The sequence below is a fragment of the Phycicoccus sp. genome (assembly GCF_035325325.1).
Classification (GTDB): Bacteria; Actinomycetota; Actinomycetes; order Actinomycetales; family Dermatophilaceae; genus Phycicoccus.
Window position 1 is genome coordinate 46,828 of the sequence record NZ_DAOLAC010000014.1, and the last position, 22,409, is coordinate 69,236.

The window sequence follows — 22,409 nt, forward strand, 5'->3', positions numbered from 1 at the left end:
CCCCGTACGCTGTGGAGGCATGCACCCTCCCAGTCCTGAGCACCGATGACGCCCTGGCTCCTCCTGCTCCTCGGCGTCGTGCTCACGGTCGGTACCGCCCTGTTCGTCGCGGCCGAGTTCTCGCTCGTCGCCCTCGACCGGCCCGCGGTCCAGCGCGCGGTGGACGCCGGTGAACCGGGCGCCCGCTCGGTGCTCACCTCCCACCGCCGGCTCTCGACCCAGCTCTCCGCGTGCCAGGTCGGCATCACGCTGACCACGCTGGTCCTCGGCTACCTCGCCGGCCCCTCGGTCGGTGTCCTGCTCCAGGGCCCGCTCGAGGCGGTCGGCCTCCCCGTCGGCACCGCCACCTCGGTGGGTGCGGTGCTCGCGATGCTCCTCGCCACCGGCTTCTCGATGATCGTCGGCGAGATGGTGCCGAAGACGCTCGCCGTCTCGCTGCCGATGGCGACCGCCAAGGTCTCCGCCGGGCCGGTGCGCTGGTTCGGCGTGGCCGCGAAACCGCTCATCGCCCTGCTCAACGGGGTGGCCAACCGCACCCTGCGCGCGCTCGGCGTCGAGCCCCAGGAGGAGCTGTCCGCCGCGCGCAGCCCCGCCGAGCTCGCGTCGCTCGTGCGCACCTCGGCCGAGGCCGGCACACTCGACCTCGGCACTGCGCGGCTGGTCACCGCCTCGCTCGGGTTCGCCGACCAGACCGCGGCCGACGTCATGACGCCGCGCTCGCGCGCCACCTCGATCGAGCGCACCGCGTCCGCCGCCGAGCTCGTCGCCCTCGCCCGGCACACCGGGCACTCCCGCTTCCCGGTCGTCGGCGCCGACTGGGACGACGTCGACGGCATCGTGCACGTCAAGAAGGCCATCGCCGTGCCCTTCGAGCGCCGGGCGGACGTCCCCGTCTCGGCGCTGATGACCGACGCCGTGTTCGTCCCCGAGACCCTGCGCCTCGACCCGCTCCTCGTCCGGCTGCGCGGGGGTGGGATGCAGCTCGCGGTCGTCGTCGACGAGTACGGCGGCACCTCGGGGGTCGTCACCCTGGAGGACCTGGTCGAGGAGATCGTCGGCGAGGTCAACGACGAGCACGACCGCGGCCAGACCACGGGTCGCCGTCTGCCGGACGGCTCCTGGACGGTGCCCGGCCTCTGGCGGCCCGACGAGGTGCGCTCGCGGGTTGGCGTCGAGGTGCCCGAGGGCCCGGCCTACGAGACCGTCGGCGGGTTCGTCATGGCCGCCCTCGGCCGCGTCCCCGAGGTCGGCGACGAGGTCGTCGTCGACGGGTGGACGGCCCGGGTCGTCGACATGGACGGCCACCGGGTCGACCGGATCCGGCTGCTCCCGGTCCGCACGCTGCCGGCCCGGCCGGCCGAGGCGCGGGACGGTGACGCATGACCACCGTCGTCATCACCGTCGTCCTGCTGGCCGCCAACGCGTTCTTCGTCGGTGCCGAGTTCGCCGCGATGTCCGCTCGCCGCAGCCAGCTCGAGCCGCTCGCGGAGGCGGGCAGCAAGGGCGCCAGGGTCGCGATGGAGGCGCTGCAGCGGACCGGCATCCTGCTGGCCACCGCACAGCTCGGCATCACCGTCTGCTCGGTCCTCCTCGGTGCACTCTCCGAGGCAGCGCTCCACCACGCGCTCGTGCCGGTCGTCGTGGGTGCCGGGCTCTCCGAGGTGGTCGCGGAGGGCGTCGCCCTCGCGCTCGCGCTGGCGATCGTCGTCTTCCTCCACGTCGTCTACGGCGAGATGATCCCGAAGAACATCTCCATCGCGCGGCCCGAGCGGGCCGCCGTCGTCCTCGTCCCGCCGCTCGTGTGGGTCTCCCGCGTGGTCGCTCCCGTCATCCACGGCATGGACCGCCTCTCCAAGGCGGCCATCCGGCTGTTCGGCGTCGAGCCGAAGGACGAGGTGTCCTCCGCCTTCACCGCCGAGGAGGTGGCGCACATCCTCGACGAGTCGCGGGAGGAGGGACTCGTCGGCGCCGACGACTACGAACGGCTCGGTGCCGCACTCGAGTTCAGCGACAAGGACGCCGCCGACGTCGGGGTGCCGCTGGACGAGCTCGTCACGGTGACGGCCGGTGCGACGCCGGTCGACATCGAGCGGCTCGTCGCCAAGCACGGGTTCTCCCGCTACCCGGTCGTCGACCCCTCGGGCGACCTCGCGGGCTACCTCCACCTCAAGGACGTCCTCTACGCCGACGACGAGGAGCGGGTCGAGCCGGTGCCCGCCAAGCGGGTGCGGCGGCTGGCCACGGTGCGGCCCGAGGACGAGGTCGAGCTCGTCCTCCAGACGATGCAGGACAGCGGCTCGCACCTCGCGCGGGTCGTCGCGGGCGACGGCGAGGTCGTCGGCATCGTGTTCCTCGAGGACGTCATCGAGGAGCTCGTCGGCGAGGTCTCGGACGCGTCCCAGCGCTGACGCGGCGGCATGTCGGGTCGGCCACAGCGCCGGCCGCCCGTGCCGGCGGCCGCGCGAGGATGGTGGGGAGGCTGTCATGACCACACTGCCCACGTCCGGCCGCGCCGCCACCGGGACCTCCCGGGGCTGGGCCGGCACCTCACTGCTCGTCGTCCTCGCCGTCGTCGCCCTCAACGCCGTCTACGGCGGGGTCGGGCTGGTGGTGAACGGGCTGGGGATGCCGCCGGAGTGGCTCGAGAACCTGCCGGTCGACACCTGGGTGCTGCCCGGGGTGGCCCTGCTCGTCACGGTGGCCCTGCCGCAGGCCGGGGCGGCGGCGCTCGTGTGGCGCCGCGACCCGCGCGCCGCGGTCGTCGGTGGGGTCGTCGGGCTGGCGCTCGTGCTCTGGATCGTCGTCCAGCTGCTGCTGCTGCGCCGCTACTTCGTCCTGCAGCCGGTCATCGCCGGCCTGGGGCTGGTCGAGATGGCCCTCGCCCTCGTCTGGCACGACCGGCGGACCCCGGCCCGCTGAGGCGCGTCCGCGTCAGAGTCGCTCGATCGCGAACGCCACGACGAAGCCGAGGGTCGTCACGAGGCCGGTGGCCAGGTGGGTGCGCTCGAAGGCCTCGGGGATCATCGTGTCGGCGATCATCGCGAGGATGGCCCCGGCCGCCACGGCGGTGATCGAGGCGACCACCTCGGGCGAGGCGCCCTGGAGGAGCAGGACGCCGAGCAGCCCCGCGAGGCCGCTGGCCACGGCGATGCCCATCCACACGCCGAAGACGTAGCGGGCGCTCCGGCCGGCCTGCTTCATCCCCGCGGCGCTCGAGAGCCCCTCGGGCAGGTTCGAGATGAAGATGGCGACGAGTACCGGCACCCCGACGCCCTGGCCGCCGAGCAGGCTGAGCCCGAGGACGACCGACTCCGGCACGCCGTCGAGGAGGGCACCGACGGCGATCGCCGCCCCGCTGCCGGCCTGCTCGTCCTCCGAGGGCTGCTGCCCCTGCGAGCGCTTGCGGTGGCGAGCACCCCGGCGGGCGAGGGCGAGGTTGGCGAGGAAGTAGACGAGAGCGCCGCCGAGGAAGCCGAGCACCGTCGGCAGCAGCCCGCCGGTCCGCTCGGCCTCGTCGACGAGGTCGAACGCTAGCGCCGAGATGAGCACGCCGGCCCCGAAGGCCATGACCGAGGCGACGACCGCACGGGGTACCCGGACCGACCAGGCGACGAGCGCGCCGACCACGAGCGCGCCGCCGGCCAGCAGTCCCCACAGGCCGGCCTCGAGCCAGGTCGTCACGCTCGCGCACCTCCTCGTCCTCGGGCCACCGGCCCATCCTCGCGCGCCACCCCGGGCCGCGGTGGCCCGGGTCCCCACCCGTGGGTGTCCACCTCGCCATCCCGGGTATGTCGCAGGGGACGCCGACGACAGGAGACTCCGTGACCGAGCACACCACCACCACCCTCGAGCTGGCCGAGCGCCCGAGCGGGCCGGACGAGCGCGACTCGCTCACGGTCGTCGGGAACGCGACGACCGTGCTGCACTGTGGCGGGATCACCGTCCTCACCCACCCGGTGTTCGTCCACCGCCACGAGGAGGTCGACATCGGCTACGGCATGCACGCCCGGCGCCTGCTCGACCCGGCCCTGGAGTTCGACGACCTGCCTCCGGTCGACCTCGTGGTCCTCTCGCACCTGCACGGCGACCACTTCGACCAGGTGGCCCGCGACCGCCTGTCCCGCGACCTGCCGATCCTCACGACGGCGGAGGCGGCGGAGACGTTGCGGGAGTGGGGCTTCCGAGCCGTGCACGGCATGGAGACCTGGGACGTCGTTCGCGTGGTCCGGGGGGAGGAGCAGCTGGAGGTCACGGCGGTGCCGGCGCGGCACGGCCCGCCGGGAGCCAACCTCGTCCTGCCGGACGTCATGGGCAGCGTGCTCGAGTGGTCGTCCGCCGGGCGGCGGCACGGGCTGTACGTCACCGGGGACACGCTCGTCATCGACGAGCTCGCCGAGGTGCAGGAGCGCTGGCCCGAGCTCGACGTCGGCCTCTGGCACCTCGGCGGGACGCGTGTCCTCGGCGTCCTCGTGACCATGGACGCCGACCAGGGCGTCGAGCTGATGCGTCGCGTCCGCCCGCGGCGGGTCGTCCCGGTCCACCACGCGGACTTCGACGTCTTCACCTCCTCCCTCGAGGACTTCCTCGAGGCGGCGGAGGAGGCCGGGGTGCGCGACCGGGTCGCGGTGGTGCCCCGCGGCGGCCGCTCCCGGGTCGCGCCGGAGACCCCCGGTGCAGGCGAGGACACGGTCGAGGCGGGGGCGGCGACGATGCCCTCGGACGACCTGCCCGGCGGTGGCCACGAGCAGACCCAGCCGCTCGCGCCGGACGGCACGCCGACGCCGATCGACGACGAGGGGGCACTGCTGCCCCCGACGGAGGAGCAGCTGCCGCCCGGGGGTCCGCTCCGGTGAGCGCCGAGGTCACCTCGTCGCCCGCCGGAGCCGACGCCTGGCCCCCGGACTCGGGGGTCGCACGGATGCTCGCCGACGCCCGGCGCGGCCTCGACCGCGTCGAGCCCGAGGAGCTGGCCACCGAGCAGGCGGCCGGCGCCCTCGTCGTCGACCTGCGTCCTGCCGAGCAGCGGGCCCGCGACGGTGACCTGCCCGGCGCCGTCGTCGTCGAGCGCAACACCCTCGAGTGGCGCCTCGACCCGACGAGTGCCCACCGGATCGAGGAGATGGACGACCCGCAGCGCCGCGTCGTCCTCGTCTGCAGCGAGGGCTGCGGGTCGAGCCTCGCGGCCGCCTCGCTGCGGGCCCTCGGCGTCCACCGGGCCACCGACCTCGCGGGCGGCTACCTCGCCTGGCGGACCGTCACCGAGGAGTCACCGGCGGCGCCACAGGACGAGGGCGGCGACCCCGAGGACGGCGGCCGCGCCGGCGTAGAGCAGCGGACCGGGAGCCCCGCCGTTGCGTACCCGTCGCCACTCCGCGGCCGCGCGTGACCTGACGTCGAGCCGGGCCGCGAGCGCGTCGACCGTGGTCGCGAGGTCCTCCCGCGTCCGCTCGATGTGGGCCTCGATCTCGGCGGGGTCGCGCTGACCGGTGGTCTGGCTCATCACTGCTCCTCGGAGGTGGTGGACGCGGCCGCGCCCGGGTGGGAACGGCGGTCGCGGAGGGTCTCGACGTCGGTCCGGACGCTGGCGACGCTGCGCCGCACCGGCGGTGGCGCCTGCGCCACCTGGCGGCGGCCGACGAGGGCGACCGCCCCGGCGACGAGGAAGAGGACGACGGCCACGAGGAGCGCGGCGAGCCAGGCGTCGACCACGAGGGCCAGCGCCAGGACGGCCGCCGCGACGAGGACGCCGAGGCCGTAGAGCGCGACGACCCCGGCGCCGCCGAACAGGCCGGCGCCGAGACCGGCGTGCCGGACGGACTCGGTGAGGTCGGCCCGGGCCAGCTCCGTCTCGGAGCGGACGAGGTCGGAGACCTGCTCGCCGAGGCGGGCCACCAGCTGACCGGTCGTCGCGGGGTCGGGGGAGGCCTCGCCTCCGTGGTGCTCCGTCATGGGGACTCCTCTCGTGACCCGCAGGTCGCGGTGCCGTGGTCGCCGAGCCCCTACCCGTTCGGACCGCCGGCTACGCGGCGAGATCGGTGCCCCGCCGTCAGCGCACCGCGATCGTCGCCTCGCTCCCGCGCACGAGCTCGCCGACCACCGGGTGGCCCGGCACCTCACCCGCCACGAGCAGTCCGCCGCTGGTCTGCGCGTCGGCGAGGAGCACCAGCTCGTCCTCGGCCACCTCGCTCGCGAGGTGCGGCCGCACCCAGTCGAGGTTGCGCCGGCTGCCGCCCGGGACGAAGCCCTCGGCCAGCGCCTCGCGGGCGCCGTCGAGGTACGGCACGGCCGCGGCGTCGACGACCGCCGACACCCCGCTCGCGCGGCACAGCTTGTAGAGGTGGCCGAGCAGGCCGAAGCCGGTGACGTCGGTGGCGCACGTGAGCCCGGCCGCCAGCGCCGCCCGGGACGCGTCGGCGTTGAGCGTCGTCATCGTGGCGACCGCCTCCGGGAAGACCTCACCGGTCGCCTTGTGGCGGTTGTTGAGCACCCCGAGGCCCAGCGGCTTGGTGAGGGTCAACGGGAGGCCGGCCCGGCCGGAGTCGTTGCGCAGCAGCCGGTCCGGGTCGGCGATACCGGTGACGGCGAGTCCGTACTTGGGTTCGGGGTCGTCGATGCTGTGCCCTCCGGCGAGGTGGCAGCCGGCCACGCGGGCGACGTCGGCGCCACCGCGCAGCACCTCCGCGGCCAGCTCGAAGGGGACTCGCTCCCGCGGCCACGCGAGGAGGTTGACCGCGACGAGGGGCTCGCCGCCCATCGCGTAGACGTCGGAGAGGGCGTTGGTCGCCGCGATCCGGCCCCAGTCGTACGGGTCGTCGACGACGGGGGTGAAGAAGTCGGTCGTCAGCACCACGGCGCGTCCGGAGTCGAGCCGCACCACGGCGGCGTCGTCGCCGGTCTCGACGCCGACGAGCAGGTCCGGACCGGCCGCCGGAGTGAGCCCGGCGAGCACCCGCTCGAGCTCGCCGGGCGGTACCTTGCACGCGCACCCGCCTCCGGAGGCGTACTGGGTGAGTCGGTACGTCGCGGCGGCGGAGGTCATCCCGCCATTGTGCTGGCGGCCTGCGCCGCCCGGGCCCGCAGGCGCTCGCGCTGTGGCTCGACCGTGTACTTCGGGTCGCGGGCCGAGGCCATCCCCGCCTCGAAGATGCCGAACCGGGTGAGGACCGAGGCCGCGACGCAGGCGGCCCCGGCCACGGTCGAGACGGTGCGGGAGCGGCCGCCGGCGAGCAGTGCCGCGGTGCCGCCGACCGCGGTCAGCACGCGGGCGGCCTTCATGAGGCGCCCCGGCCGACCCTCCCGGTAGGGCTCGCCGACCATCCCGAGCCGGCTCGTGAGGCGCTCGGACGCGGCGAGCTCGACGAGGGCGCCCGCGGCGAGCATCCTCCGGGCCGGTCCGGCCTGGTCGGTGGGGGTGAACATGCAGGCGAGGCCGCCGGCGGCCGTGGCGCCCGACCCGGCGAACACGAAGGGCAGCTCGCGGTGGGCGTCGTGCCAGGCGGGGACGGCCGTGTTGGCGAGCAGGGCCGCGGTGTAGGTGGCGAGGGCCGGGCCGAGCGCGGTCGCTCCCATCCCGGCCGCGCGGCCGAGGCGCGGCAGCCGTCCGGTGAGGTCGGACGCGGCTGCGGCGGCGGACAGCCCGCTGAACGGGGCGAGAATCCACGAGCCGACCGACAGCGGGGAGGTCGGCTTGAGGACGCGCAGCATGTTGAGGAACCGCTCGGGGCGGTGCAGGTCGTGGATGAGCGCGACGGTGCCGAGCCCGGCGCCGGCGCTCGCCGCCACCCGGGCCACCCGCTCGAGGTCGGGGCGACCGGTGACCGCCGCTCCCTCCGCGAGCACGGCCGAGGCGCCGGCCAGCCCGCCGAGGAAGAGGTAGAGGGGGACGTCCGGGGTCTTCCAGGTCGGCGGCTTGATGATCGGCCGGCCGTAGTAGGAGTCCGGGCTCGCCTCCGGGACCATCCGCTGCTCCCTCACCGGCGCCTCCCGAGGAACGAGGCGACGCCGACGCCGACGAGCGCGGCGGCCGCGGCGCCGACGTGGCGCCACATCGAGCCGAGGTCGCGGGTCGTGACGACAGGGTCCGGCGGCAGGCCGTAGACCTCCGGCTCGTCGAGGAGGAGGAAGAACGCGCCGTCGCCGCCGACGCCGTCGTCCGGGTCGGCGCCGTAGAGCCGGGCGCCGTCGACCCCCTGCTCCTGCAGCTCGCCGAGCCGGCGGCCGGCCCGCTCGCGCAGCTCGTCGAGCTCGCCGTACTGGATGGACTCGGTCGGGCAGGCCTGCGCGCAGGCGGGGGTCATCCCCTCGCCGATCCGGTCGTAGCAGAGCGTGCACTTGAAGGCCCGGCCGTCGCCGGGACGGATGTCGATGACCCCGTACGGGCAGGCGGGCACGCAGTAGCCGCACCCGTTGCAGATGTCCTCCTGGACGACGACGGTGCCGAACTCGGTGCGGAACAACGACCCCGTGGGGCAGACGTCGAGGCAGGCCGCGTGCGTGCAGTGCTTGCAGACGTCCGAGGACATCAGCCACCGCACGCCGCCCTCACCGGAGTCGGTCTCCTGGCCCGGCCCGACGGGCGGCTCGGTGCCTCCGGGCGGACCCATGCCCGGCATGCCGAGGTCGGTCCGCGAGGCCCGGCCGGTCGGCTGCTCGACGAAGGCGACGTGCCGCCAGGTGCTGGCGCCGAGGGCCTCGGTGTTGTCGTAGGACATCCCGCTGAGCGAGAGGCCGTCCTCCGGCACGAGGTTCCACTCCTTGCAGGCCACCTCGCAGGCCTTGCAGCCGATGCACACCGAGGTGTCGGTGAAGAAGCCCATCCGCGGTGGATGGTCCTCGTGGCCGGCGTCGCCCGCCACGTCGTGGAGCGGTCCGGACAGCGAGCTGCTCATGCGTCGTCCTCCTCGGCCGGGTGGGCGCCCGAGCGGCGCCGGTAGTCCTCGACGAGGTCGAGCAGCGCCGGGCCGCGGGGGCGGCGCCCGGGCCGGATGTCGCAGGTGCCGACCTTGTCCTGGATGTGCACGTTGGGGTCGAGCGCGATGCCGACGAGGTCGTTGACCGAGTCGCCGGTGACCAGGCCGTTGGCGCCCCAGTGGTAGGGCAGCCCCACGTGCTCGACCCACTGCTCGCCGAGGCGGAGCGAGCGCATCCGTGCCGTGACCATGACCCGCGCCTCGATGGCCGAGCGGGAGGTGACGATGGTCGCCCACCCGCCGTGCTCGAGCCCGCGCTCCTCCGCCAGCCGCGGCGAGACCTCCACGAACATCTCGGGCTGGAGCTCGCTGAGGTAGGGCAGCGTGCGGGACATCCCGCCGGCGGTGTGGTGCTCGGTGAGCCGGTAGCTCGTGAACACGTAGGGGAAGACGCGGCTCTCGGTGGGGTTGATGGGGTTGGCCGGCTCCGCGACGTCCTCGAGCGCAGGGTTGCGCTGCGGCCGGTGGGCGGCGTTGCGCACGGGGGACTCGACCGGCTCGTAGAAGGTCGGCAGCGGGCCGTCGGCCAGGCCGGTCGGCACGTACAGCCACGCCTTGCCGTCGGTCTGCATGATGAACGGGTCGCGGCCGCCGAGGGCGTCGGGCCCGGTGGCACCCTCCTCGGGGACGTGGTCCGGGGCGCGGTCGGCGACGAAGTCGGGTACGTCCTCGCCGACCCACTTCTCCTGCTCGGCGTCCCACCAGACGTACTTCTTGCGCTCGCTCCACGGCTTGCCGTCGGGGTCGGCCGAGGCGCGGTTGTAGAGGATGCGCCGGTTGGCCGGCCAGACCCAGCCCCACTCGGGGGCGACGAGCGACTGCTCCCAGTGGGGCTTGCGGCGGGCGGCCTGGTTGGTCTCGTCCGCGTACACGCCGCAGTAGATCCAGCAGCCGCACGCCGTCGAGCCGTCCGTGGCCAGCTGGGTGTAGGACGAGAGGGCGTCGCCGGAGTCGTCCCAGCCGTTGATCTCGCGCAGCACCGCCTCGGCGTCCGGCTCGTCGAGCGGACCCTCGGTCGGGTAGTCCCAGGTGAGGTCGAGCAGCGGCCGGTCCATCTCGTCGCTCGACCCGGCGAGCTTCGCTCGGATGCGCCGCCCGAGCTCGAAGTAGAACTGGAGGTCGCTGCGGGCGTCGCCGGGGGGCTGGACCGCCTGGTGGCGCCACTGGAGCATCCGCTGGGTGTTGGTGAAGCTGCCCTTCTTCTCGACGTGCGAGGCCGCGGGGAGGAAGAACACCTCGGTCCCGATGTCCTCGGTGCGCAGCTCGCCGGACTCGATCTCCGGGCCGTCCTTCCAGAAGGTCGCGGTCTCGATCATCGTCAGGTCGCGGACGACGAGCCACTCGAGGTTGGCCAGGCCGAGCCGCTGCATCTTGCCGTTGGCCGAGCCGACCGCCGGGTTCTCGCCGACGACGAAGTACCCCGGACTACGTCCCTCGATCTGGTTGACCACCGTGTCGTAGGTGCCGTGGTGCCCGGTGAGGCGCGGCAGGTAGTCGAACCGGAACTCGTTGTCCGCGGTGGCGGAGTCACCCCACCAGGCCTTGAGCAGGCTCACCGTGTAGGCGTCCATGTTGCCCCAGAACCCGGTCGAGCCGGCGTCCTCGGCGACGAACTCCTCCAGCGAGCGGTGCTGCGCCGCGTGCGGCATCGGGATGTACCCCGGGAGGATGTTGAACAGGGTCGGGATGTCGGTGGACCCCTGGATGCTCGCGTGCCCGCGCAGCGCGAGGATGCCGCCCCCCGGGCGTCCGATGTTGCCGAGCAGCGTCTGCAGGATCGAGGCCGTCCGGATGATCTGCACCCCGGTCGAGTGGTGGGTCCAGCCGACGGCGTAGCAGAACGCGCTCGTGCGCTCGCGCCCCGAGTTCTCGGTGAGGGCCTTCGCCACGCGCAGGAAGTCCTCCTCCGGCACACCGCACACCTCGGCGACGAGCTGCGGTGTGTAGCGGGCGAAGTGGCGCTTGAGGATCTGGAACACGCACCGTGGATGCTGGAGGGTCTCGTCGCGCTCCGGCTTCGCCTGGACGGTCGGACCGCCGGAGCCGGTCTCCTCCGACCGGGCCGACTCGTGCTCCTCCGGCTCCTGCGAGGCGGCCGGCCCGGCCGCCTGTCCGGGGTCGCGCTCCCCGGCGGCCGGGGACTGCGGCGCGTTCTCGTACTGCCAGCTGGTGGGGTCGTACTGCTGCTTCTCGGGGTCGTAGCCGGAGAACAGGCCGTCGAGGTCCTCGGTGTCGCGGAAGTCCTCGCCGACGATGGCCGCGGCGTTCGTGTAGTGCACGACGTACTCGCGGAAGTCGAGGTCGTTCTCGAGGACGTGGTGCACGAGGCCGCCGAGGAAGGCGATGTCGGTGCCGGCTCGCAGCGGCACGTGGAGGTCGGCGACCGCCGAGGTGCGCGTGAACCGGGGGTCGACGTGGATGATCGTCGCGCCCTTGCGCTTGGCCTCCATCACCCACTGGAACCCGACGGGGTGGCACTCGGCCATGTTCGAGCCCTGGATGACGATGCAGTCACTGTTGGACAGGTCCTGCTGGAAGGTGGTGGCCCCTCCCCGGCCGAAGCTCGTCCCCAGACCGGGGACGGTGGAGGAGTGTCAAATACGCGCCTGGTTCTCGATCTGCACCGCGCCCATCGCGGTGTAGAGCTTCTTCATGAGGTAGTTCTCCTCGTTGTCGAGGGTCGCTCCTCCGAGGCTCGCGATGCCGAGGGTGCGCCGGGTGCGCCGGCCCTGCTCGTCCTCCCACTCCCAGTACTCCCGGCGGGTGGCCACGACGCGGTCGGCGATCATGTCCATCGCGGTGTCGAGGTCGAGGTCCTCCCACTCGGTGCCGTACGGGCGGCGGTAGCGGACCTTCGTGACGCGGTGGTCTGACGTGACGAGCTGCGTGCTGGCACTTCCCTTGGGGCACAGCCGGCCCCGCGAGATCGGGCTCGCCGGGTCACCCTCGATCTGGGTGACCCTGCCGTCCTCGACGAACACCTTCTGCCCGCAGCCGACGGCACAGAACGGGCAGACCGAGTCGACGACGGAGTCGGCGCGTGACGTGCGCGGGGTGAGCCCCTTCGTGGTGCCGGACTCGACGGCGGCGCCTCGACCGAGCCGGTCGCGGCCACGCAGCTGACGGAGCAACGGCCACTCGAGCGGTGTGGGCACGGGCTCGTCCTCTCGACGTCGCGGTGGGGGTCCTCCAGCACCGTACCGGTACCCCCTGCGCCGATGGGGAAACCGGTGCGACCCTCTCGTGACCGGTGGCGACGGCGCGGGCTAGGGTCGGTCGCGGAGGCGTTCCTCGTCTGGTGACGGGCGCGGTCTTCAACACCGACGTGACCGGGTCACCCGGTCAGGCGGGTTCGATTCCCGTCCGCCTCCGCCAGCTTCGAGCCGCGAAGGAGCCCCGTGGACGACCGCCGCCGCGCCGTGCCGCGGACCGACACCGTGCTCGCCGAACCCGTCGTCGCCGAGGCGGTGGACCGTCTCGGACGGCCGGCCGTCAAGGCCGTGGTCGCGGGTGTCCTGGAGTCCTGCCGCGCGGGCGAGGTCGCCCCCGACGGCGTCGTCGCCGAGGTCGTCGACCGGCTGCCGCCCTCGAGCACCTCGCTGCGCGCCGTGGTCAACGCCACCGGCGTCGTCGTCCACACCAACCTCGGGCGCGCTCCCCTGTCGAGGGCGGCGGTCGACGCGCTGGTGCTCGCGGCCGGCGCCACCGACGTCGAGCTCGACCTCGCCACCGGCCGCCGCGGGGCGCGCGGGCGCGGGGCCCTCGCCGCCCTGCGCGCTGCGGTCCCCGACGCCGAGGACGCGCACGTGGTCAACAACGGGGCGGCGGCGGTGGCCCTCGCCGCGCGGGCGCTCGCCGCCGACCGTGAGGTCGTCGTCGCGCGGGGCGAGCTGGTCGAGATCGGTGACGGCTTCCGCATCCCCGAGCTCGTCGAGTCGGTGGGCGTGCGGCTGCGGGAGGTCGGGACGACCAACCGGGTGCGGCTGGAGGACTACGCGGCCGCGGTGGGGGAGCGCACGGCCTTCGTCCTCAAGGTGCACCCGAGCAACTTCCGGGTCGAGGGGTTCACCTCCTCGGTCGGCGTCGCCGAGCTCGCGACGCTCGGGCTGCCTGTGGTGGCCGACCTGGGCTCCGGGCTGCTGCGGCCGCACCCGCGGCTGCCGCAGGAGCCGGACGCCACGAGTGCCCTGCGCGCCGGTGCCTCGCTCGTCACCGCGTCCGGGGACAAGCTCCTCGGTGGCCCCCAGTGCGGGCTGCTGCTCGGGCGCGCCGACGTCGTCCACGCCCTGCGACGCCACCCCATGGCGCGGGCGGTGCGGGTCGACAAGCTGACCCTCGCGGCACTCGAGGCGACCCTGACCGGCCCGATCCCACCTGTGGCAGAGGCTCTCTCGCGTTCGACGGCCGACCTCGAGGCGCGTGCCCGCCGGCTGGCCGCGGCGATCGGCGGTGACGCCACGGTCGAGTCGACGGAGGGTCGGGTCGGCGGGGGAGGCGCGCCCGGCGTCCCGCTGCCGAGTGCGGCCGTGTCCCTGCCGGCCGACCTCGCCGCCCCCCTGCGGCTCGGCGAGCCCCCGGTGGTCGGACGGGTCCGGGGCGGCCGGCTCCTGCTCGACCTGCTCACCCTGCCCGAGGGTGCGGACGACGTCCTCCTCGAGGCGGTGCGCCGGGTCCGCTCGGGCGGGGTGGGCTGAGTGCACGTCGTCGCGACCGCCGGGCACGTCGACCACGGCAAGTCCACGCTGGTGCGCGCCCTGACCGGGCAGGAGCCGGACCGGCTCGCGGAGGAGGCGCGGCGCGGCCTGTCCATCGAGCTCGGGTACTGCTGGACCGACCTGCCGGGGGCCGGGGAGGTCGCCTTCGTCGACGTGCCCGGACACGAGCGGTTCCTCGGGACCACGCTCACCGGCCTCGGGCCGCTGCGCGTGGCGATGCTCGTCGTCGCGGCCGACGACCCGTGGATGCCGCAGGCCGCCGAGCACCTCGCGGCCCTCGACGCGCTCGGTGTGCGCCACGGGCTGCTCGTGGTGACCAGGGCCGACCTCGCGGACCCGGGGCCCGCGCTCGAGCGGGCCCGGGGCGAACTGGCCGGGACCTCACTGGGGGACGCCCCGTCCGTGTGCGTCAGCGGACGCACCGGTGCCGGCCTGGACGGGCTGCGGCGCGCGCTCGTCGAGGTGCTGCGGTCGGTGCCCGCCCCGGACCCCGACGCGGACGTCCGGTTCTGGGTCGACCGACGGTTCCGGGTGCGGGGCACCGGGCTCGTCGTCACCGGCACCCTCGTCGCGGGCACGGTGCGCCCCGGCACGGTCCTCGAGGTCGACGGGGAGGCGGTGCGCGTGCGGGGGGTCGAGGCACTCGGCCGGGCCCGCGGGGCGGTCGCGGCGCCCGCGCGCGTCGCGCTCGACCTGGGCGGCCGCGCCCCGGAAGCCCTCCGGCGCGGCGCCCAGCTGGTCACGCCCGGGTCGGTCCTCCACGCGGCGGAGGTCGACGTGCGGGTGCGGCCCGAGGAGGTCCCGACCCGGCGGCCCGTCCTCCACGTCGGCACCGACCACGTCGAGGTGCGCGCCCGTCCGCTCGGGCCGGGCCTCGTGCGGCTGCGACCGTCCCGGCCGGTCCCGCTGCGGGTCGGCGACCGTGCGGTGCTGCGCGACCCCGGGAGCCGTCGGGTCTGGGGCGTGGAGGTGCTCGACCCGCTCCCACCGCCGTTGGACCGGCGGGGGGCGGCCACCGTCCGGGCCGGGGGGCTCCCCCGCCCCGACGGGTCGGTCGCCGGCGAGCGGCGACGCGGGGGGGTGGTCGCGCGGGGACTGCTCCGGCGGCTGGGCGTCGTCGGCGACCCGCCGGCCGGCACGCTCCTCGCCGGGGACCTGTTGCTGTCCGCCGAGCGCGTCGAGGCGCTGCGCGAACGACTGGTCGCCGCCGTCCGCGACGCCGGGCCGGCCGGCCTCGCACCCACCGCCGCGGCGCGGATCCTCGGGGTGGACGACGTGGGGGTGGTCTCAGCGCTCGCGAGGCCTCCGCTCCGCGTCCACGCTGGACGCGTGGTCCTCGGCGCGGAGGACGGGGTCCCGGCGGCGGATCGTCGGGCCCTCGAGCTCCTGGCCGCCGACCTCGAGGCCGACCCGTTCGCCGCCCCGACCGCCGAGCGGCTGCGCGAGCTCGGGCTCGTCGGTTCGCGACTGGACGCCCTGGTCAGGGAGGGCCGCCTCGAGCGGGCCGGCCGCGGAGTCGTGCTGCTCCCCGGCAGCACCGACGAGGCGGTGCGCCGGCTCGCCGCGCTCGAGCAGCCGTTCACCGTCGCGCAGGCGCGCGAGGCCCTCGGCACGAGCCGGCGTGTCGTCCTGCCGCTGCTCGCGCACCTCGACGCCGCCGGAGTCACCGCACGGCTGCCCGACGACCGTCGCCGAACGGGCGGTGTGAGCGCCGCGCGAGCGGGGAGGGGAGCCTCGTGACACGCCGCCCGCGGCCGGCGACCGTCCTCAGCGATGTCCTCCAGATCGCGAAGGCGGCGGGCGCCGCGGTCCTCGCGTGGGAGCTCGCCGACGGGGTGCTGGCGCTCGACGACGCCTTCCTCGCGCCCTGGGCGGCCCTGCTCACCGTCCACGCGACCGTCCTGCGGAGCGTCCGGCGCGGCGTGGAGACCATCGCCGCGGTGGCCCTCGGGCTCGTCCTCTCCTTCGTGGCCGTCCTGGTGCTGGGGGCGGACACCGTCTCCCTCGCGCTCGCCGTGGGCGTCGGGCTGGCCCTCGGCCGCCTCCCGTGGTTGCGCCACGAGTCGGTGACGGCCGCCGTCACCGCCCTGTTCGTCATCACGCTCGGGGAGACCAGCTCGGAGGGGCACGCGATGGCTGTCCTCCCGGACCGGTTCGCCGACTCCGCGATCGGTGTCGTCGTCGCCGTCCTCGTCAACCTCGTCGTCGTCCCGCCGCTGGACCAGCGCAGTGTCAACCTCCAGATCGACGAGGTCGACCGCGGCATCGGGGCCCTCCTCGTCGACATCGGGGAGGGGCTGCGGACCGGCTGGACGGCGGAGGACGCCGGGGACTGGATCGACCGGACCCGCTCGGTCGATGCCACGCTGGTGCACGCGCGGTCGCTCCTCAGCTTCTCCGACGAGAGCCGCCGGTGGAACCCGCGGCGCAGGCGCCACCCCGTCACCGTCCCGACGTCGACCGGAGAGGTGCTCGACCGGCTCGAGGAGGGGGTCGCCCAGGTGCGGGGCATCGCCCGTCACCTCCGGGAGGCGGCCCGCTCCTCCGGTGTCGCGGACGCGCACTTCCGGGAGCGGCTGGGGTCCCTCCTCGGTGCACTGGGGCAGCGGGTGGCCGTGCCCGGCGCCTCCGTGGGCGGGCTGCGCGAGGAGCTCACGGATCTGGCCACGGACCTCGCCGACGCCCACCTGCCTGCCCGCACGTGGCCCCTGTACGGGGCCCTGCTCGCGAACACGCTGACGCTGGTGGACGTCGTGGACGACGTCGCGACCGCGCCCGGGGTGCGCGGGCGAGCGGTCCGCTCCGGCACCTAGGCCGTCGACGGCCTGCCGACGGGCCGCCACGAGGAGAGGACTGCCAGGGCGAGCGCCACCTCGGCGAGGTCACCGAACCAGTACATGAGCTGGGCGCCGGCCATCCGCTCGTCCGCGGGCCCCGGCACGTCGACGAGCAGCCCGGCGTGGAGCAGCTGGGCGAGGACCGCGTGGGCCGCGACCGCCACTCCGAGGACGACCAGCCGCTGCGGCACGGAGGGACGGTCGGGAACCGGGTCCGGCCCGGCGACCGACCAGGCGAACAGGCAGCCGGCGAACAGGACGTGCACCTGGACGAGCAGGCCGACCGCCGGCGAGGTCGTCATCGCTCGGTAGAGCGGCGTGCAGTAGAGGACCCACAGCCCGCCGACGTCGAGGAGCCGGGCGAGCCACGGGACGCTGAGCGCGCGTACCGGGCGGCTGCGCAGGACCCGCACGAGGGCGACCGCCCGCGCGGTGGGCAGCGCGCGCAGGGCCAGGGTGACCGGGGCCTCGAGGACGAGGGCGACCGGGGCGAGCATCCCGACGAGGAGATGGACCACCATGTGGCCCGCGAAACCGCCGAGCGCAGACCCCGCGGGACCGGCCAGGACCACGAGCCCGGCGCCGAGGAGGAAGGAGCAGGTGCGAGGGACCGGCCAAGGCCGTCCGCGCTGGTGGGCGGCCCACCGGAGCACGGCCCAGGCGAGCACCGCCACCCCGACCAGTGCGTCGAGGGCGAGGGCCGGGGCGGGGATGCCCGGCGTCACGCGTCCACATGCCCGCCCCGGCGGCGGTGCCACCCGGGGCTCAGGCCGCGCCGCGCGACTCCAGAGCGGTCGTGAGGAGCGAGACCAGCGCCTCGAGCTGGAGGTCGGCCGACGAGCCGACCTCCTCGTCGGAGCCGTCGAGGGCGCGCGCGGCCAGGCCCGCCTTGTCGTCGACGAGCTCGGCGATGCGCGGGTCGAGCGTTCCGGTGGCGATGACCCGCCACGCGGTGACCGGCTCGGTCTGCCCGATCCGGTGGACGCGGTCGATGGCCTGGGTCTGCTCCGCGGAGGTCCAGGACAGCTCGGCGAGGACGACGTTGGAGGCGACCTGGAGGTTGAGGCCCACGCCGGCCGCGGTGAGCGAGCACACGATGACCTGCACCTCGGGGTCGGTGAGGAAGGCCTCGATGTTCCGCTTCCGGACCGCCGGCGTCTGGTCGCCGCGCACCGATGAGTGCCCGATGCCGCGCTTGGTGAAGGTCTGCTCCGCGGCGTCCATGACGTCGACGTGCTTGGCGAAGAAGACGACCTTGCCGACGTTGCGGGCCAGCTGGGCGGCGTAGTCGGCGGCGAGGCCGGCCTTGGCCTGTCCGATCTTGCGCATGACGGAGAAGACGTTCTCGCCGGAGGCGTCGTCGCCGGTCTTGCGGCGCTCGGCCGAGGCGACCCGGCGGACCAGCTCGTGGTCGATCCCGACGACGTCGTCCCCGGTGCGGGCCTCCATCGCCGCGTCGTAGCGACGCACGAGGCGGCGCGCGAGGTCCTGCTCGGCGGCCCGGATGGAGCGGCTCGCGTCGTCGTCGAGCTCGACGGGGAGGTCGGCGACCCGGCGGGCGGGGATGTCGGCGGCGACGTCGACCTTGCGGCGGCGCACGATGCCGAGGTCGATGACCGCGGTCCGCGCGGCGGTGGAGAAGCCGCGGTCGGCCGGGGTGAGGCCGGTGGCCTCGAGGGCCGCGCGCAGCTCACGGCGCGGACCGGTGTCGTCGATCCAGCCGAGCAGCTGCCAGATGGCCCGGAAGTCCTCGATGTCGTTGATGAGCGGGGTGCCGGTGAGGGCCATGATGAGGGGGGACCCGGACCGGGCACGGATGCGGTCGGCGAGGGCGAGGACGTGCCGCGACCGTTGCGACCCCTTGTTCTTGATGAAGTGGGCCTCGTCGACGACCATCCCGCGGAAGCCGTGGTTGCCGAGCCATCCGACGTGCCGGTCGAGGATGTCGTAGTTGACGATGACGATGTCGGCGTAGCCGTCGACGGTGTCGCCGTCGCCGTGCACCACCGTCGCCGTGCGGCGCGGGGTCCACAGCTCGGCCTCGTGCGCCCAGTTCGCCTTGACGACGTTGGGCACGACGACGAGCAGCGGGAACGCGTCGGCGGCGGTCGCGGCGAGGAGGGCCTGGGCGGTCTTGCCGAGGCCCGGCTCGTCGGCGAGGAGGAAGGTGCGGTGCCCGGCCGCGGCGGCCGCGACGACCTGGGCCTGGTGGTGCATCAGCTCGAGGTCGGCGACGCCGTGGACGACCTCCGTCGGCTCCGGCAGCGGCATGCAGGTGGCGTCACCGCCCTGCTCGAAGGCACGGAACAGCGGGGTGAGCAGCTCCCAGGTCGCGAGCCGGTTCGACGTCGGCTTCGCGACGGCGACCGCGGAGAGGTCGGGGGCGAGGAAGGGGTTGGCGAGCTGGCGGGCCATGACGGTCTGCGGGACGACCCGCCGCGCGGCGGCCGGGTCCTCGGTGGCGACCGGCTCCGGCTCGGGCTCGGGCTCCGGCTCGCGCCCGGCGGCCCGGAGCATCTCGTTCTTGAGGTCGCGGGCCTCGGGCGGGACCACCGCGTCGTCGGCCAGCAGCTGGAGCAGCGTGGTGTCGCGGGCGGCCGTCTTCGCGAGGATCGTCGCGATGCCGTCGAGACGGGTGAGGGTGGCCGTCCGCTCGGCCTCCGAGACCTCGGGGTCGCCCTTGACCCGTGCCCGCTCCTCGCGCACGAGGAGGGCGAGCACCTGGTAGGTCGTGCGGCCGCTGGGCCGGACCGGGCCTCGGCCGGCGGCTGCCTCGAGCTGGCGCACCGAGCGCGCCATGAGCGGGAGGAGGCCCTCCTCGTGGGGGCCGCGCGAGGGCCGGCGCTCGCGCGACGGGGTGCGCGACGCGCTGCGGTTGCCGTTGCGGCGCGGTGCTCGCGGTGCCAAGCGTTCCTTCTCCTGGGTCGGGCCGTGCAGGACCGGCGCGGGCCGCGGCGCGCTGGTGGCGGCGCGGCGGCTCCCGGGGACTCGGCGTGTGCGGCGGTCCCGCACGCGCAGCCCGGTGCTGCCTCCCGGGTCACGGTGTGCGCCCGGGTGTCCTCGGTGGGAGGACCGGTCCCCGAGGACAAGAGTATGCCGCGCCGCACCCCGATGGGGCCGCGGGTCCCTCCGGGTGGCCGGTCAGCGGGCGTCGTCGACCCGGCGCAGCACGGTCCAGCCCGTCCAGCCGCGCTCGCGCACCAGCTGCACCAGCTCGGGTGCGACGGGCACCTGGTCGAGGAACATCGAGTCGAGGAGGGCGGCGAGGTCGTCCGGGATGCCCTGGGTCGCGAACGCGGTCATCTCGTCCGTGTCGGCGGCCTCGAGCTGGGCGACGAGGCGGTCGGCGAAGGCCGGGAGCCGCGGGTCGCCCGGTGCCCAGTCGAGCATCTCGTCGATCTCGCGGTAGAAGTCGACGATGTCGGGGTCCTCGATCTGGCTGCGCTTGCTCGCGATGTACGCGTCCATCCGCTCCGGCAGCTGGGCGGCGACGAGGATCCACGCGTCGCGCTCGCCGTCGATCACCCGGTGGGGCAGCCCCAGCTCGCGCATCCGGTCGAGGTAGGCGACGGCCTCGGGCGGGAGGGCGAGGCTGTCACCGGCGGCCAGCCGGGAGATGCGCTCGCGGTGTCGCTGCCGTTCGCGGATCTCGGCCCGCAGGCGGCGGTCGATGTCCTCGACCGCCGCCGCGAACTCCTCGTCGTCGGCGGCGAGCAGCTCCTGGACCCGCGAGAGCGGGACCCCGGCGTCCGCGAGCGTGCGGATCCGCACGAGCTGGACCGCCGCCCCGGCGTCGTAGCGGCGGTACCCCGAGTGGTCGCGCTCCGGTTCCGGGAGCAGCCCTTTCGCGTGGTAGTGACGCACCGCGCGGACGGTGACGCCGGCGTACGCCGCGAGCTGGCTGATGGTGAGCACGGCCTCAGTCTGCGACCTTGCGGGACACGGCGCCGTTGAGCGACGCGCGCCACCCGTCGGTCCAGCTCGCGACGCCGGTGAGGTGGCGGTCGCAGAAAGCGGCGACGTCCGAGCCGGTGACGTCGCGGACGCCCCGGCCCTCGGCGGCCGCCTCCTCGAACCGGCCGAGGACGGTCGCGAGCGCGCCGATCGACTCGTGGCCGTCGCCGTCGGCGAACTTCCAGACGTACGACTTCACCTCGCCGTAGACGGTGCGGAAGTCGCGGGGGAGGGCCGCGGCCCGGGCCTCCATCGCCTTCCACTCCTTCTTCTCGCCGATGACCTTGGTCAGGATGCGGTGCACGGTGTGACTCCTTCTCACGGGTGGTGGTGAACGGGTGGTTCAGGCGGTCCTGCGGCGGTAGGTGCGCATCGCGAGGACGTAGGCGAGGACGAGCAGGGCGAGGCACCAGGCGACGGACGTCCACCCCGCGCTGCCGACCGGCTCGGCCGCGAGCAGGTGGCGCAGGGTGTCGACGACGGGGGTGACCGGCTGGTGCTCGGCGAACCAGCGCACCGGGCCGGGCATCCCGTCGGTCGGCACGAAGGCCGAGCTGACGAACGGCAGGAAGATCAGCGGGTAGGAGAACCCGCTCACGCCGTCGACCGAGGTCGCGGTGAGGCCCGGGATGACCGCGAGCCAGGTGAGCGCGAGGGTGAGCAGGACGAGCAGCCCGAGCACCCCGAGCCAGCCGAGGAGGCCCGCGCTGGACCGGAAGCCCATGAGCAGCCCGACGAGCACGACGAGGGCCAGCGAGACGAGGTTGGCCACGACCGAGGTGAGCACGTGGCTCCACAGGACGGCCGAGCGGGCGATCGGCATCGAGCGGAACCGCTCCACGATGCCTCCGGTGACGTCGGTGAACAGGCGGAACGCGGTGTACGCGATGCCGGAGGCGATGGTGATGACGAGGATGCCGGGCAGGAGGTAGTCGACGTAGTCGCTCCGGCTGCCGCCGACCTCGATCGCGCCGCCGAGGACGTAGACGAAGAGCAGCAGCATGGCGATCGGCGTGATCGCCGTCGTGATGATCGTGTCGGGGCTGCGCAGCACGTGGCGCAGCGAGCGCTGGGTGAGGACGGCGGTGTCGCCGACGACGCGGGTGCTCATCGGGGAGCTCCTTCGGGAGTCGTGGTGGGGGCGGTCGGTGCGGGGGAGTGGCCGACGATCGCGAGGAAGACCTCCTCGAGGGAAGGCTGCTTCTCGACGTACTCGACGGTCGCCGGCGGGAAGAGCCGCTTGAGCTCGGCGACCGTGCCCTCGGCGATGATCCGCCCGTCGTGGAGGATCGAGATGCGGTCGGCCAGCTGCTCGGCCTCCTCGAGGTACTGCGTGGTGAGGAGCACGGTCGTGCCCCGGCCGGCGAGCTCCTTGACGGTGCGCCACACCTCGATCCGCGACTGCGGGTCGAGGCCGGTGGTCGGCTCGTCGAGGAAGAGGACGGCCGGGTCGCCGATGAGGCTCATCGCGATGTCCAGCCGGCGCTTCATCCCGCCCGACCAGGTGGCGACCTTGCGGCCGCCGGCCTCGACGAGGTCGAAGCGGGTGAGCAGCTCGTCGGCGACCGCGCGGGCGTCAGCGACGCGGCGGAGGCGGCCGACGAGGACGAGGTTCTCCCGCCCGGTCAGCACCTCGTCGACGGCGGCGAACTGGCCGGTGAGGCTGATCGACTCGCGGACCCGGTCGGGTGCGCCGGCGACGTCGTGGCCGTCGACGGTGGCGCTGCCGCCGTCGGCGCGCAGGAGGGTCGAGAGGATCCTCACGACGGTCGTCTTGCCCGCCCCGTTCGAGCCGAGGAGGGCGTGCACGGTGCCCGGCGCGACGTCGAGGTCGACGCCGGTCAGCACCTGGTGGTCACCGTAGGACTTGGTCAGCCCGGCGGTCCGGATGGCGTGTTCGGTGGTCATGGCAGAGAGCGTGGAGGGTTGACCCT

At 74.6% G+C, this 22,409-nt stretch carries 20 protein-coding genes and 1 tRNA gene; 9 read left to right on the top strand and 12 right to left on the bottom strand.

Annotated elements, in window-relative coordinates:
* The first annotated feature begins 45 nt into the window (after positions 1-45).
* The 3 genes from PKA89_RS10575 (at position 46) to PKA89_RS10585 (ending at position 2,919) form a co-directional block, all read left to right on the top strand.
* Positions 46-1,383, top strand: coding sequence for a hemolysin family protein (locus tag PKA89_RS10575; protein WP_324419216.1), 1,338 nt, complete (start codon positions 46-48; stop codon positions 1,381-1,383).
* Entirely contained in the window at positions 1,380-2,408 is a 1,029-nt protein-coding gene (locus PKA89_RS10580) for a hemolysin family protein (protein ID WP_324419217.1), read from the top strand. The genes PKA89_RS10575 and PKA89_RS10580 overlap by 4 nt, the downstream gene beginning before the upstream one ends.
* A gap of 76 nt (positions 2,409-2,484) precedes the next feature.
* The gene (locus PKA89_RS10585) at positions 2,485-2,919 is read left to right on the top strand and encodes a hypothetical protein (protein WP_324419218.1); all 435 of its coding nucleotides are present in this window, start codon (positions 2,485-2,487) and stop codon (positions 2,917-2,919) included.
* A 12-nt stretch (positions 2,920-2,931) separates the two neighbouring features.
* Here PKA89_RS10585 and PKA89_RS10590 read toward each other — a convergent pair whose 3' ends face one another.
* A complete protein-coding gene (locus PKA89_RS10590) occupies positions 2,932-3,681 on the bottom strand; it encodes a ZIP family zinc transporter (protein WP_324419219.1) in 750 nt (249 codons plus the stop codon).
* Positions 3,682-3,821: 140 nt separating this feature from the next.
* On the opposite strand from PKA89_RS10590, the gene PKA89_RS10595 reads away from it, so the two are divergent.
* Positions 3,822-4,853 (top strand): MBL fold metallo-hydrolase, encoded by a 1,032-nt coding sequence (locus PKA89_RS10595; protein ID WP_324419220.1) that lies wholly within the window; start codon positions 3,822-3,824, stop codon positions 4,851-4,853.
* On the top strand, positions 4,850-5,386 hold the full coding sequence (locus PKA89_RS10600) for a rhodanese-like domain-containing protein (RefSeq protein WP_324419221.1): 537 nt from the start codon (positions 4,850-4,852) through the stop codon (positions 5,384-5,386). The genes PKA89_RS10595 and PKA89_RS10600 overlap by 4 nt, the downstream gene beginning before the upstream one ends.
* Positions 5,387-5,499: 113 nt before the next feature.
* Here the strand turns inward: PKA89_RS10600 and PKA89_RS10605 are convergent, their stop codons facing one another.
* The 5 genes from PKA89_RS10605 to fdh form a co-directional block, all read right to left on the bottom strand.
* Positions 5,500-5,949: a phage holin family protein gene (locus tag PKA89_RS10605; protein ID WP_324419222.1), complete on the bottom strand. Its 450-nt coding sequence runs from the start codon at positions 5,947-5,949 to the stop codon at positions 5,500-5,502.
* Between the two features lie 97 nt (positions 5,950-6,046).
* A complete protein-coding gene (gene selD, locus PKA89_RS10610) occupies positions 6,047-7,039 on the bottom strand; it encodes a selenide, water dikinase SelD (RefSeq protein ID WP_324419223.1) in 993 nt (330 codons plus the stop codon).
* Positions 7,036-7,974 (bottom strand): NrfD/PsrC family molybdoenzyme membrane anchor subunit, encoded by a 939-nt coding sequence (gene nrfD, locus PKA89_RS10615; RefSeq protein ID WP_324419224.1) that lies wholly within the window; start codon positions 7,972-7,974, stop codon positions 7,036-7,038. Before nrfD ends, selD begins: the two co-directional genes overlap by 4 nt.
* Positions 7,971-8,888 (bottom strand): 4Fe-4S dicluster domain-containing protein, encoded by a 918-nt coding sequence (locus tag PKA89_RS10620; RefSeq protein WP_324419225.1) that lies wholly within the window; start codon positions 8,886-8,888, stop codon positions 7,971-7,973. The genes nrfD and PKA89_RS10620 overlap by 4 nt, the downstream gene beginning before the upstream one ends.
* Positions 8,885-12,124 carry a formate dehydrogenase gene (gene fdh, locus PKA89_RS10625; protein WP_324419226.1) on the bottom strand — a complete coding sequence of 1,080 codons (3,240 nt, stop codon included), beginning with the start codon at positions 12,122-12,124 and terminating at the stop codon, positions 8,885-8,887. The genes PKA89_RS10620 and fdh overlap by 4 nt, the downstream gene beginning before the upstream one ends.
* Before the next feature lie 125 nt (positions 12,125-12,249).
* On the opposite strand from fdh, the gene PKA89_RS10630 reads away from it, so the two are divergent.
* The 4 genes from PKA89_RS10630 to PKA89_RS10645 all read left to right on the top strand — a co-directional run bounded on the left by PKA89_RS10630 (position 12,250) and on the right by PKA89_RS10645 (position 16,497).
* Positions 12,250-12,344 (top strand) — tRNA-Sec (locus PKA89_RS10630).
* Between the two features lie 23 nt (positions 12,345-12,367).
* Positions 12,368-13,663, top strand: a complete 1,296-nt coding sequence (gene selA, locus PKA89_RS10635) for an L-seryl-tRNA(Sec) selenium transferase (RefSeq protein WP_324419227.1) — start codon at positions 12,368-12,370, stop codon at positions 13,661-13,663.
* Entirely contained in the window at positions 13,664-15,424 is a 1,761-nt protein-coding gene (locus PKA89_RS10640) for a SelB C-terminal domain-containing protein (RefSeq protein ID WP_324419228.1), read from the top strand.
* Positions 15,421-16,497: an FUSC family protein gene (locus tag PKA89_RS10645; protein WP_324419229.1), complete on the top strand. Its 1,077-nt coding sequence runs from the start codon at positions 15,421-15,423 to the stop codon at positions 16,495-16,497. The genes PKA89_RS10640 and PKA89_RS10645 overlap by 4 nt, the downstream gene beginning before the upstream one ends.
* Here the strand turns inward: PKA89_RS10645 and PKA89_RS10650 are convergent.
* The 6 genes from PKA89_RS10650 to PKA89_RS10675 all read right to left on the bottom strand — a co-directional run bounded on the left by PKA89_RS10650 (position 16,494) and on the right by PKA89_RS10675 (position 22,383).
* Positions 16,494-17,246, bottom strand: coding sequence for a cytochrome c oxidase assembly protein (locus tag PKA89_RS10650; RefSeq protein WP_324419230.1), 753 nt, complete (start codon positions 17,244-17,246; stop codon positions 16,494-16,496). The genes PKA89_RS10645 and PKA89_RS10650 overlap by 4 nt on opposite strands.
* A gap of 40 nt (positions 17,247-17,286) precedes the next feature.
* A complete protein-coding gene (locus tag PKA89_RS10655; protein ID WP_324419249.1) occupies positions 17,287-19,320 on the bottom strand; it encodes a DEAD/DEAH box helicase in 2,034 nt (677 codons plus the stop codon).
* Between the two features lie 342 nt (positions 19,321-19,662).
* The gene (locus tag PKA89_RS10660; protein WP_324419231.1) at positions 19,663-20,436 is read right to left on the bottom strand and encodes a MerR family transcriptional regulator; all 774 of its coding nucleotides are present in this window, start codon (positions 20,434-20,436) and stop codon (positions 19,663-19,665) included.
* Between the two features lie 4 nt (positions 20,437-20,440).
* Positions 20,441-20,779, bottom strand: a complete 339-nt coding sequence (locus tag PKA89_RS10665; RefSeq protein WP_324419232.1) for a DUF1048 domain-containing protein — start codon at positions 20,777-20,779, stop codon at positions 20,441-20,443.
* 39 nt (positions 20,780-20,818) lie between these two features.
* Positions 20,819-21,586: an ABC transporter permease gene (locus tag PKA89_RS10670; protein WP_324419233.1), complete on the bottom strand. Its 768-nt coding sequence runs from the start codon at positions 21,584-21,586 to the stop codon at positions 20,819-20,821.
* On the bottom strand, positions 21,583-22,383 hold the full coding sequence (locus tag PKA89_RS10675; RefSeq protein ID WP_324419234.1) for an ATP-binding cassette domain-containing protein: 801 nt from the start codon (positions 22,381-22,383) through the stop codon (positions 21,583-21,585). Before PKA89_RS10675 ends, PKA89_RS10670 begins: the two co-directional genes overlap by 4 nt.
* Between the last annotated feature and the right edge of the window lie 26 nt (positions 22,384-22,409).